The sequence below is a fragment of the Amniculibacterium sp. G2-70 genome (genome assembly GCF_014353055.1).
Classification (GTDB): domain Bacteria; phylum Bacteroidota; class Bacteroidia; order Flavobacteriales; family Weeksellaceae; genus Amniculibacterium; species Amniculibacterium aquaticum.
This window is the reverse complement of record NZ_CP060698.1, coordinates 400,249-412,202: the sequence shown is the minus strand read 5'-3', so window position 1 is coordinate 412,202 and position 11,954 is coordinate 400,249. Positions and strand designations below refer to the sequence as shown.

Annotated in this window: 12 protein-coding genes; 3 read left to right on the top strand and 9 right to left on the bottom strand. The window is 37.1% G+C overall.

Annotated elements, in window-relative coordinates:
- Positions 1 to 13 precede the first annotated feature (13 nt).
- On the top strand, positions 14 to 256 hold the full coding sequence (locus tag H9Q20_RS01880; protein ID WP_124640561.1) for a hypothetical protein: 243 nt from the start codon (positions 14 to 16) through the stop codon (positions 254 to 256).
- A 38-nt stretch (positions 257 to 294) separates the two neighbouring features.
- Here H9Q20_RS01880 and H9Q20_RS01875 read toward each other — a convergent pair whose 3' ends face one another.
- From H9Q20_RS01875 to dnaN, 3 genes are all read right to left on the bottom strand, one after another.
- Positions 295 to 708, bottom strand: a complete 414-nt coding sequence (locus tag H9Q20_RS01875; RefSeq protein ID WP_124640560.1) for an META domain-containing protein — start codon at positions 706 to 708, stop codon at positions 295 to 297.
- An 18-nt stretch (positions 709 to 726) separates the two neighbouring features.
- Positions 727 to 3,126 (bottom strand): phenylalanine--tRNA ligase subunit beta, encoded by a 2,400-nt coding sequence (pheT, locus tag H9Q20_RS01870; protein WP_187478157.1) that lies wholly within the window; start codon positions 3,124 to 3,126, stop codon positions 727 to 729.
- A gap of 195 nt (positions 3,127 to 3,321) precedes the next feature.
- Positions 3,322 to 4,449: a DNA polymerase III subunit beta gene (gene dnaN / locus H9Q20_RS01865; RefSeq protein ID WP_124640558.1), complete on the bottom strand. Its 1,128-nt coding sequence runs from the start codon at positions 4,447 to 4,449 to the stop codon at positions 3,322 to 3,324.
- A gap of 162 nt (positions 4,450 to 4,611) precedes the next feature.
- Here dnaN and H9Q20_RS01860 point away from each other — a divergent pair, with 162 nt between their 5' ends.
- The gene (locus H9Q20_RS01860; protein ID WP_187478156.1) at positions 4,612 to 4,983 is read left to right on the top strand and encodes a diacylglycerol kinase family protein; all 372 of its coding nucleotides are present in this window, start codon (positions 4,612 to 4,614) and stop codon (positions 4,981 to 4,983) included.
- Positions 4,984 to 5,155: 172 nt separating this feature from the next.
- Here H9Q20_RS01860 and H9Q20_RS01855 read toward each other — a convergent pair whose 3' ends face one another.
- Positions 5,156 to 7,372, bottom strand: a complete 2,217-nt coding sequence (locus tag H9Q20_RS01855; protein ID WP_187478155.1) for an NADP-dependent isocitrate dehydrogenase — start codon at positions 7,370 to 7,372, stop codon at positions 5,156 to 5,158.
- Between the two features lie 278 nt (positions 7,373 to 7,650).
- Here H9Q20_RS01855 and tpx point away from each other — a divergent pair, with 278 nt between their 5' ends.
- Positions 7,651 to 8,148 carry a thiol peroxidase gene (tpx, locus tag H9Q20_RS01850; protein WP_124640555.1) on the top strand — a complete coding sequence of 166 codons (498 nt, stop codon included), beginning with the start codon at positions 7,651 to 7,653 and terminating at the stop codon, positions 8,146 to 8,148.
- A gap of 58 nt (positions 8,149 to 8,206) precedes the next feature.
- Here the strand turns inward: tpx and prmC are convergent, their stop codons facing one another.
- The 5 genes from prmC to H9Q20_RS01825 form a co-directional block, all read right to left on the bottom strand.
- Positions 8,207 to 9,049 (bottom strand): peptide chain release factor N(5)-glutamine methyltransferase, encoded by an 843-nt coding sequence (gene prmC, locus H9Q20_RS01845; RefSeq protein ID WP_124640554.1) that lies wholly within the window; start codon positions 9,047 to 9,049, stop codon positions 8,207 to 8,209.
- Positions 9,049 to 9,807, bottom strand: a complete 759-nt coding sequence (gene yaaA / locus H9Q20_RS01840) for a peroxide stress protein YaaA (protein ID WP_124640553.1) — start codon at positions 9,805 to 9,807, stop codon at positions 9,049 to 9,051. Before yaaA ends, prmC begins: the two co-directional genes overlap by 1 nt.
- Before the next feature lie 18 nt (positions 9,808 to 9,825).
- Positions 9,826 to 10,437: an L-threonylcarbamoyladenylate synthase gene (locus tag H9Q20_RS01835; protein WP_124640552.1), complete on the bottom strand. Its 612-nt coding sequence runs from the start codon at positions 10,435 to 10,437 to the stop codon at positions 9,826 to 9,828.
- 77 nt (positions 10,438 to 10,514) lie between these two features.
- Positions 10,515 to 11,159, bottom strand: a complete 645-nt coding sequence (locus tag H9Q20_RS01830) for a response regulator transcription factor (RefSeq protein WP_124640551.1) — start codon at positions 11,157 to 11,159, stop codon at positions 10,515 to 10,517.
- Positions 11,156 to 11,935, bottom strand: coding sequence for a sensor histidine kinase (locus tag H9Q20_RS01825; RefSeq protein WP_187478154.1), 780 nt, complete (start codon positions 11,933 to 11,935; stop codon positions 11,156 to 11,158). The genes H9Q20_RS01830 and H9Q20_RS01825 overlap by 4 nt, the downstream gene beginning before the upstream one ends.
- Between the last annotated feature and the right edge of the window lie 19 nt (positions 11,936 to 11,954).

The window sequence follows — 11,954 nt, the reverse complement described above, 5'->3', positions numbered from 1 at the left end:
TAAATTTTATAACATGAAACTACCTAAATTTTTATTGGCAGACAATTCAGAATTTCCTGAAGATTTATTCGTTGTTCATACCGAGTATCCAAGATTTATCTTGAATGTAGAGGAAGAAGAAGTAGAATGGTTAGATGATTTGGAAGGTGATGATGAAGAAACCATGGCTGATGAAGCAACTAAAGTTGTAGAAAAAGCATTCCTTTGGTGTGAGGATGAACTGGCTAAGTATGACGAAGAAGAAGACGAAGCATAAGAAAAATGGAACTCAAACAGAGTTCCATTTTTTTTGACTTATTTAGAGCTTTTGTTAAATTTTAACAACAACAAATTGTCTTTGTACAATTCTAAAGTTTCGCCTTTTACGACATAGCGATTGGCTTGACCCAAAAGTTTTAGATAATTGGCTTCCGAATTCATGTTGGGACATGCCATTCGGGTCGATCCAATTCCTTTGGTTTCTAAACTTCCATTTTGTGCATTGATCACAACGCTACCAAAATAATTGTTGCAGCCCGCATTTCCACTTATTTTCTCGGTTTCAAATACCAAAGTTGGGGTGTTTCCTTTCACTTGTTCCGAAAATATCCAATGGGTGTTCGATAGCGACGGTTGGGCGCTAGAACTACTGCTTTTGGATGCTGTATTGGTTGTGGTACAAGCCACCATGGTGATGGCTAAAGTAAGACCTAAAATTATTTTTTTCATAAGAGTATAAGTTTGGTTTTATCTTAACTCAGCAGCTAGATTTTTTTCAAAAGATTTAATTAACCCATTCATCACTGCTGTGATTTCTTTGTCTTCCAAAGTCTTTTCTTCATTCAACAATTCAAAACTCAATGCATAGGATTTTTTACCTTCAGGCAAGTTTTTACCTTCATAAACATCAAAAAGATTAACATTCTTCAAGAATTTTGAAGGTGATTTTTTTGCAACTTGATACAATTCTGCATAGCTGATGTTTTTATCAACTAACAAGGCCAGATCTCTTCTTATGGTGTTGAATTTAGGAATGTCTACAAACTTGAATGTTTCAGCAGGTCGGACGGATTGTACGGTTTGCAACTCTATTTCTGCATAGAAACAGTCTTGATCTACATCATAATCTTTTAATAATTCTGGAGCAACTTTTCCTAATCGTGCAACGGTTTTTCCTTCATGATTTATTTCCAAACCTTCAGAAAAACGAGCATCTTCCAATGGTTTTTCAGTATATTCAATATTCAATTTATCCAATAATACTTTTACATAGGCTTTCATGTAATAGAAATTGGTAGCGGATTTTGGCTGCATCCAGTTTTCTGCTTTTTCCCTTCCGGTAACCAATAAGGCCAATTGTTTTCTTTCTTCGTACTTCTCGAATTTATGGTAGATTTTACCCAATTCAAAGAGTTTTAAATCGGCATTTTTTCTGTTGATGTTGTAGGCCGCATTCTCTAAAAGTCCATCCAAAAGGGATTTTCTCATGAAAGCCAAATCGTTACTCAACGGATTGAGCAATTTTACAGCATGGGTTTCGTCTTTCAGACCTCTCAAAGAGTTGTTCATCACTTCGTTGAATCCGTTGCTTTGTAAAGTTCTTGCCCAAGAGTTTTCCAAAGCATCTTGATCGTTGAAACTCAATTTTACAGGGGTAAATGTCAACTTTTGTGGATTGTCAATTTTGTTGTAACCGTAGATTCTCAAGACTTCTTCAATCACATCTATCTCACGGGTTACATCGGCTCTGTATGGAGGGACGGAAATTTCAAAACCATTTTGGATTTCGTTCAACACATTTATTTCTAGAGATTTAAGGATTTCTCTAATTTTTTCTTTATGAATTTTAGTTCCTAAAATTTGTTCAATTTTTGAAAATCTCAAGATGATGTAATGATCCTCAATCTGATGTGGATAATGTTCTAAAATTTGCCCGGCCAAAGTACCTCCGGCAATTTCTTCGATCATTTTTATGGCATGTGTTAATGCCAAGCGGGTCATGTTGGGATCTACACCTCTTTCGAAACGGAAAGACGCATCGGTATTCAACCCGTGATGTTTTGCTCCTTTTCTAATGGCTACAGGATTAAAATATGCGGATTCCAAGAAAATGGTTTTGGTGTTTTCGCTAACACCAGAATGCTCACCACCAAAGACTCCGGCAATACACATTGGGGTATTGCTTCCATCTTTAATCATAATTTCGTGGCCGTTCAAGTTTCTTTCAACACCATCTAAAGTTTTAAATTTTGTCCCTTGATTGTTGGTGCCAACAATAACTTTTTTTCCTTCTATTTTATCTGCATCAAAGGCGTGTAAAGGCTGGCCTAGACCGTGCAGAATGTAGTTGGTGATATCAACAATATTATTGATAGGGCCTAGTCCAATGGCTTTCAATCTGTTTTTCAGCCAATCTGGAGAGTCTTTAACTTCTACATTTTCAATGACAGCTCCCAAATATCTTGGGCAAAGATCGCTATCTTCAACCACCAATTCAAATGGATGTTGATTGTTGATTTCTACGGGTAAAGCTTGTATTTTTTCAAATGAAGAAGGGATGTCGTTGGAAACCAAAAAGGCATTCAGGTCTCTGGCAACACCGTAATGGGACATGGCATCCGTTCTGTTTGGGGTTAGTCCAATCTCATAAATTTCATCATTTACAAGATCAAAATATTTTGAAAATTTTTCTCCAACTTGGTATTTGTTTTCATCCAAAACCATGATGCCACCATGGTCTTCGCTCAGACCCAATTCGTCTTCGGCACAAATCATTCCTTGGGACTGTTCGCCACGGATTTTGGCTTCTTTAATTTCAAAAAAAGAACCGTCTTTTGCATAGATTTTTGTTCCAACAGTAGCCACAGGAACCACTTGTCCAGCCGCAACATTGGGAGCACCACAAACGATATTTACCACTTTGTCATTGCCAAGGTTTACCGTTGTTAGGCTTAGTTTATCCGCATTCGGGTGTTTTTCACAAGTTAAAACTTTGCCCACCACAATGCCTTCAAGAGAGCCTTTTATGCTTTCGAATTTGTCTATTCCTTCTACTTCCAGACCAATATCGGTAAGGTAATCCCCAATTTTATCAGATTTTAAATCGATTTGAATATAGTCTTTTAGCCAATTGTTAGATATTTTCATAATATAAACGGAATATGCTTTGTTTCAATAAATTAATCTTCTTGTAAGTCTAAACTTTTAAGAGTGCAAATATCGTGATTTTAGTTAAGAAATCACGGTTTTTATCTGTATAAAATCGGAGTTTTAGGTGTTTTACTCATAAAAAAAGAGACTCGATGTTGGGTCGAATCTCTTTAGAATTATCTTGTGGATGGTTTACATTCCGATTACCGGCATGGACAGCATCAATAGATTTTCATTTTCTTCCAAACCATCAATAGGTTCTAGGATTCCTGGACGATTGGGTTGTGACATTTTCAGCATAACATCATCCGAATTTAAAACCGAAAGCATTTCGGATAAAAATTTAGAGCTAAAGCCAATGTTGATGTCTTCTCCGTTATAGGTACAAGGGATTTGCATATCCGCTTTGTTTGCAAATTCGGTATCTTCGGCATGCAAATGCAATAAATTGCCAGAAAGTCTGAATCGAATTTGATTGGTCGATTTGTTGGACATGATGGAGGCCCTCTTGATGGAGTTAAGCAGCAACGATCTGTTTACCGTTAATACATTTGGATTTTCTTTAGGAATAACTGCGGAGTAGTTCGGGTATTTTCCGTCGATCAATCGACAGATCCAGATGTGGTTTCCAAATACAAATTTGGACATGTTGTCGCTAAATTCTATCGTAACATCCTCAGTTGCATTCGCAAGGATATTTTTGAAAATCGAAAGTGGTTTTTTAGGCATGATGAACTCCATAGGTTCTGCAACCAAGTCGGTTCTTTTGTACACCACCAAACGATGCGAGTCGGTTGCTACAAAATTGGTTTCGTTTTCGTTAAATTGGAAAAGAACACCCGTCATTACCGGACGCAAAGAATCATTGGAGGTCGCAAATAGAGTGTTGGCCAAAGCTTCTGACAATACAGATGATGGAATGACAACCGACTGTGCCGCGTCAAATTCAGGAAGCTCAGGATAATCTTCAGCACGATCCAAGGCTACAAAGAAATTGTCTTTTTCGTCCAAAATCTCTAAAACTTGACCGTTACCTTCTTCATTGTTTTTAACAGAGAAAGTAAGAGGTTGTTCGCCATAAGTTTTGATGAAATCTTGGAAAATTTTTGCAGGAACAGCAATGGATCCTTTTTCATCGGACTTTACTTCAATAGAGGTAATCAAGGTTGTTTCTCCATCAGAAGCGGTGATTTGTAAATTATTTTCTTCTAAAACGAAAAGATAATTCTCTAAGATCGGACGGCTTTGTGAAACAGAAATAACGCCACTTACGGTTTGCAATGCTTTTTGCAATTCTCCACTAGAAACAATGAATTTCATTTGCTATAATTATTATTTCTACAAATATAAGGAATTGAACTTAATCTTGTTGCAGTTTCATTTGTTTTTTATAGCTGATTTATATTCTTTTTATCCACAATCTTCATTGTTTTTTTTTGTTGAATTTATGAATGCGGATATCTTTGTGTAAATTATTTTAGCATGAAATCAAAACCTCCTTTTAATAAAAGTATCCTTTTTGCTTGGAAAGGATTAGTCTATATGGTAAAGAGCGAGAGGAATTTTAAGATAGAGTTTTTGGCATTGTTGATAAATGTTATTTTGATTTTTTTACTTGACTTAAATTTAGTTGATGCCATTCTTATTCTGATTTGTTGTTTTACGGTTCTTGCTGCAGAAATGATCAATACCTCTGTTGAAAAACTTTGTGATTTCCTACATCCAACTTTCCATCCCAAAATAGGGTTGATAAAAGATATTTCAGCTGGTGCCGTGTTTTTGTTGGCTATACTTTCTGTGGTGGTCGGTGTATTGGTGTATTTACCGTATGTGGAAATTTTGTTTCTTTTTTAATATCTCGGACTTGCGCCCCGACTTGAGTGGAGCTCTTTTTGTGGAGCTTTGGCGGAACAAAAAAGCGGGAACGGAAGGCGGTTAAAGGCGCCCAAAATAAAAATTCAGTCAAAAAAAATCAGGGCTTCACATTGTGTGAAACCCTGATTGCGTGTTGTATCTTTATTAAGGATTAAATCCCATCCACAATAGCATTCAAAGTAGCTGAAGGACGCATAGCAGCGAAAGTTTTTGCTTCAACCGGTTTGTAGTAACCGCCAATATCTTGCGCTTTGCCTTGAGAAGCGATCAATTCTTCGTTGATTTTTGTTTCGTTCGCATTCATGGCTTCTGCAATTGGAGCGAATTTAGCTGCCAAATCAGCATCTTTGGTTTGATTGGCCAAAGCTTCTGCCCAATACATTGCCAAGTAGAAGTGAGAACCTCTGTTGTCAATAGTTCCTAATTTTCTACCCGGAGATTTGTCGGTATCCAAGAATTTGTCGTTTGCCTCGTCCAAAGCATCGGCCAAAACTTGGGCTTTTGCATTGCCTTGAGTCTGAGAAACATGCTCTAAAGAAGCTTGTAACGCCAAAAATTCTCCTAGAGAATCCCAACGCAAATAGCCTTCCTCAATAAATTGTTCGATGTGTTTCGGTGCAGAACCTCCCGCTCCGGTTTCGAACAATCCACCGCCGTTCATCAATGGAACGATGGATAACATTTTTGCAGAAGTCCCCAATTCCAAAATTGGGAAAAGGTCGGTGTTGTAATCTCTAAGAACATTTCCGGTTACCGAAATGGTATCCAATCCTTGACGGATTCTTTCGATGGAGAATTTACAAGCATCGGTAGGATTCATAATTCTGATGTCCAAACCTGTCGTATCAAATTCAGGTAAATAAAGATTTACTTTTTTGATGATTTCTCTGTCGTGGGCACGGTTTTCGTCCAACCAGAAAACAGCAGGAGTTGCAGAAAGTCTGGCTCTTGTTACCGCCAATTTTACCCAATCTTTGATAGGAGCGTCTTTGGTTTGGCACATTCTGAAGATGTCGCCTTCCTCAACGGCTTGTTCCATAAAGATATTTCCTTCGGCATTCACCACACGGATGGTACCTTCAGCAGAAGCTTGGAAAGTTTTGTCGTGAGAACCGTATTCTTCGGCTTTTTGAGCCATCAAACCAACATTCGGTACAGATCCCATGGTGGTTGGGTCGTAAGCTCCATTCTTTTTACAATCTTCGATTACTGCGGTGTAAATTCCGGCATAACATCTGTCCGGGATGATGGCGAAAGTATCTTGTTGTTTACCTTCTTTGTTCCACATTTGTCCGGAAGTACGGATCATGGCAGGCATAGATGCATCTACAATCACATCGGACGGAACATGTAGGTTGGTAATTCCTTTGTCAGAATTTACCATGGCAATAGTCGGACCGTCTGCAATGGCAGCATCGATAGCCGCTTTTACTTCAGCTTCTTGAGTATGTCCAGCGATTTTTGCGTACAATTCTCCCAAACCGTTGTTCGGATTTACAGATAATTCTTTGAATAGATCAGCATATTTTGCGAAAACATCTTCAAAATAAACAGAAACGATTGCTCCGAAAATGATAGGGTCAGAAACCTTCATCATCGTTGCTTTCAGGTGAGCAGAGAACAATACGCCGGCTTCTTTGGCTTCTTGTTTTGTCTTTTTGGTGAATGCTTTCAAAGCAGCCAAATTCATTACAGAAGAGTCGATGATTTCTCCGACTTTTAGTGGAGCCAATCCTTTCAATTCCGTTACAGCACCGTCTTTTGCTACAAATTCAATTTTGAATTGAGAAGCATCAGCAACCGTTACCGATTTTTCTGTTCCGTAGAAGTCACCGCTTTCCATGTGAGCCACTTTGGTTTTAGAATCTGCAGACCAAGCACCCATAGAATGTGGGTGTTTTTTAGCATAATTTTTCACCGCTTTTGGAGCTCTTCTGTCGGAATTTCCTTCTCTCAAAATAGGATTTACGGCAGAACCTAAGACTTTAGCATATTTTGCTTTAATTTCTTTTTCGGCATCATTTTGAGGATCTGCAGGATAGTTGGGTACAGCATAACCTTTGGTTTGTAATTCTGCAATGGTTTCTGCCAATTGCGGAATAGAAGCAGAAATATTCGGTAATTTGATGATGTTTGCTTCTGGAGTGGTTGCCAAAGCACCAAGCTCTGCAAGAGCATCTTCAATTTTTTGATCGTCTTTTAAGAATTCCGGGAAGTTAGCTAAAACTCTTCCCGAAAGGGAGATGTCAGAAAGTTCGATTTCGATATCGGCCGTTTTGGTAAAGGCCTCAACGATAGGTAAGAAAGAGTGGGTTGCCAACATGGGCGCTTCATCGGTAAGCGTGTAATGAATTTTTGATTTTGACATTTCTATTGTTTAATTTTTATTCAAATTTTAAGAAGCACAAATTTAATGAAATTTTCATTTTAAAGTGAAGTTTTAAATTGAGTTTTAACAAAATGTATTTAAACATGTTGAAAAAATCAAAAATCAAGTTGGAGAGCTGTTTTTAATTGGTTGGAGTCTTTTTCCGACTTTTTTGTCTTATTGAATTTCACTATTTTCTTTATTTTAAAATCAAATCAATGGTTGGTAATTTCACACTTATTATTTCGTAATTTAGACCCAATAAAAATAAAAAGAACATGTCAAAAATTACATTACACGGAAACGAGATCAATACAGTAGGTGTATTGCCTTCAGCAGGAAGTTTGTTGAAAGATTTTAAACTGATTAATAGCGAGTTGGGAGAGAAGCAATTGTCGGATTTTGCCGGGAAGAAAAAAGTTTTTAATATTTTCCCAAGCATTGATACAGGAGTTTGTGCTGCATCTACACGAAAGTTTAACGAAGAAGCAGCATCTTTAGAGAATACGGTCGTAATCAATGTTTCAAGAGATTTACCATTTGCTCTTGGTCGCTTTTGTGCAGCTGAAGGCATTAATAATGTAGAAACGCTTTCGGATTTTAGAGGTTCTTTTGGTGAAGATAATGGACTGACCATAGCCGATTCGCCGTTGCAAGGTTTGTTGAGCCGAGCGGTAATTGTAGCCGATGAAAATGGAAAAGTAATCTATACGGAGCAGGTGCCAGAGATTGCGCAAGAACCCAATTATACCGCAGCGATTGATGCGTTGAAGTAATTTTTTTGGTTTTGAAGAAAAGTGAAATGTCCATCGAAAAATTTGATGGACATTTTTTTTATTTCTGGACAAAAATCATTCTGTCGTTACCGGAGATGTCTTTGATGAGTTCTTTGGTGTCGAAGTTTTTAAAAATATCTAAAGTTTCGGGACCTAAAATTTGGTTGATTTCAAGGAAAATCATGCCTTCAGGGTTTAATTTTTCAAGGGCATCTTGTGCAATTTTTTTATAAAAAATTAAAGGGTCAGAGGTGGGAGAGAAGAGTGCCATGTTGGGTTCAAAATTTTTAACCTCATCATCAATCTGATGATACTCGTCTTTTCCTATGTACGGTGGATTAGAAATGATGATGTCCCAACGGTCTTGCAAGTCTGCTTTTAGATAATTTTGATGGATAAAACTGATATCAACTTTATGAAAATTAGAATTTTTTTTAGCCATTTCTAAAGCTTTTTCAGAAAAATCCAATGCGGTAATCTGAGCATTCTGAAAATGTTTTTTAAGAACAATAGGGATAATCCCTGACCCTGTACCGATGTCTAAAATACGAATGTTTTTTTTGTTCCAATTTTTTATTTTAGAAATGGCCAACTCCAAAAGTTCTTCGGTTTCTGGTCTTGGGATCAGGACATGTTCATCCACATAAAATTTTAAACCAAAAAATTCTGTGCAACCCAAAATTTGTTGAAAAGGTTTTCCTGTTTTTAATTCGGCGATGGCCTTTTCGAAAAAAGATGTGTTTTCTGAATTAATTTTAAGATCGGATTGAGATCGTATTTGGAATCTTTCCAAAGACAAACATTCTTGAACGAAAATAACGAAAAGCTCGATACACTCTTCTCTGGTGTACTTGTTTTGCAATTCGGATTCGAATTTTTCTTGAAGCTGTTTTAAGTTCATTATCGTACAAATACCAATTTGTTGTTGGAAGATTTTTCTTCGTCAATTTTGTACCCTTCAAGGTTGAAGGCTTTCACATCGTTCAGCGATTTGGCCTCTGTTTCAGCACAAAAACGAGCGACCAAACCTCGGGCATGTTTGGTGTACACAACTACGGTTTTTGGTTTGCCACTTTTAAGTTCGTAAAAATCAAAATCTACCCACTGGGCGTTTATGTTTTTTTTATCCACAACTTTAGAGTATTCATTGCTGGCGAGATTGAGCAGAAGATCGTTTTTCTTAAATTCAGAATTAAGTTGTGCCGTAACTTTTTCTTTCCAAAACGCGTATAGATTTTTGTATTGGTCAAATTCGAATTTTCTGCCCATCTCCAAACGGTAAAGCATCACTTTGTCTGAAGGTTTTAGAAGTCCGTATAGGCCGGAAAGAATTCTGTGATTTTTTTGTAGATAGTGCAGGGAATTATCGTTCAACGATTTGGCATTCAAGCCTCTATATACTTCTCCGGTAAATGCAAAAATGGCAGGACAAGATTCGTTTTTTTTAGGATTGTTGTTCCAAATTTGGTTTCTGTGCCAGTTTTCGTCGGCCAATTTAGGTGATATTTCCATCAGTTCCGAAAGAAATTGTGGTGTTTTTTCTTTCAGATGGCTTTGGATTTCGGATGCTTCTTCAATAAATCTGGGCACCGAAGGTTTTAACACGGTTGAGGTATAGTCCAACTGCATGAGTTTTGCAGGGGAAGTAATAATTTTCATTAAAAAAATAAAGTGGTTTTATAATATTCCTTTTCCTTCGCGGATGACTTCCGGTGAGCCGGAGCAAAGATCAACAATGGTTGAGGCATGGTTATCTCCATATCCCGAGTCAATGACAATATCTACCAAATGATCGTATTTTTCAGCAATCAATTCGGGGTCAGTAGCATATTCGATTATTTCGTCTTCATCTTTTATGGAGGTGGAAGCTATGGGATGTCCTAATTTTTCTACAATCAGTTGGGGTACGGTATGATCCGGAACACGGATCCCTACGGTTTTGTTTCCTTTGTAGGCCAAAGGCAAAGATTTGTTGGCTTCTAAAATAAATGTGAAGGGACCGGGAAGATGGCTTTTTAAAAATCTAAAAACCGTGGTATCTATGGGTCTTGTAAATTGAGAAAGATGGCTAAGGTCATTACAAATTATAGAAAAATGTGCTTTTTCCAATTTTGTTTTTTTAATTTTTGCCAGCTTCTCCATTGCTCGAATGTCGAAAATGTTACATCCCAATGCATAGACGGTGTCGGATGGATAGATGATGATCCCTCCGTTTTTAAGACAATCAACGACCTCTTTGATCAGGTTTTCCTGAGGATTGTCCGGATATATTTTTAGAAGTTTTGCCATGGGATAAATGTATAAAAAAAATCAAAATTATCCTATATTTTTTGTGGTGGTAATCGAGGAATGATCTGCTTTTAGCATCAACTCAACCTATTTTTTAACGCAAAAAGAACGATTCCTACGCGGCTTTTCACATCCAATTTGGAGAATACGGAGTCTCTGTATCCGTCTATGGTTTTGGGACTCAGGCACATTTTTTCGGCAATTTCTTTATAAGTCATCTCGCTACAAGCCAATTTTATGAATTCTTTTTCTGTATTTTTTAAACTGGAAATAAGTTCGTTAGCGATTTTTTCTTCCGTTTTTATTTTCAAAAGATTTTGGGTAAGGTCATCGGTATAGAAAACGCCTTTTTGGTGTACGGTTTCTAGGGCATCAAAAAGTATTTGTGGATGGATGTCTTTTAGGAGATAGCCTTTGGCACCGGCTTTCAGCATTTTTATGATGCTGTCCTCATTGTCTTCCATGGTAAGGGCGATCACTTTGATGTTTGGATGGTTTTCTGTAAGGTATTGCGTTGTTTCGATGCCGTCTTTGTAAGGCATTCTAACATCCATCAAAACAATTTCCGGATGGACTTTGGCAGCGTTCAGTTTTTCAATAAAATCATCACCGTGGTTACCTATGATGCTGACTTTATACAAAGGATTGGACGATATCATGTTTTCAAGTGCGGTAGAAAAGATCTTGTGATCATCAACTAAAGCGATATTGATGGGGTTCATAGTTTTTGTTTTATATAAGTGATGTGTGTTGCGGTTCCTTTGTTTTTTTCTGAGACCAAATTGAAATATCCGTTAATCATTTTTATTCTACTTTTCATGTTTTTTATTCCACTTCCGTGATAGCTTTTTTCCGATTCCATGCCTTTACCATTGTCCATAATCATGATTTTTAAATGTCCGGTTTGGTCAATCACTCTAACGGTCATATTTTTGGCTTTGGAGTGTTTTAGGATATTGGTAATGCATTCTTGGATGATTCTGAACAGGATCAGAGCGTGTTTGGAATGGATGTCGATGTCATGGTTGTTGCAATCAAAATTTACTTCAATTAGGTTAAGTCTCTTTATTCTTTTTATCTCTCTTTCCAACGAGTCGATAAGGCCAAAATGCTCTACCTGTTCCATAATGTAACTTTTGGATAGGTTACGGATATCTTGTATGGTTTCTGCCAAAATTTGGTTTACATCTTCTATTTTCTCGTTACAATTGTTAGAATCTTCATGCATAATTTGGTTTACCAACATCTTAGCAACCGATAGTTTTTGCCCCAAATTGTCGTGCAACTCTCTCCCGATATAGCTTAGGGTTTGCTCCCTGATTTCTATTTGTGAGAACGCCAATACTTCTTGAAAATCCAAATCCTTTTCTTTTTCTTTTAAAACAAATTGTGATTTTTGCTTTAAAAAATACGAATAAATGAAAAACATCATGGATATTACCAATAAGATAATAATGGTTGAGTAGAGGATTAACAAATCGGACTCGTTGAATTTCATATATCAAATATATTAATTA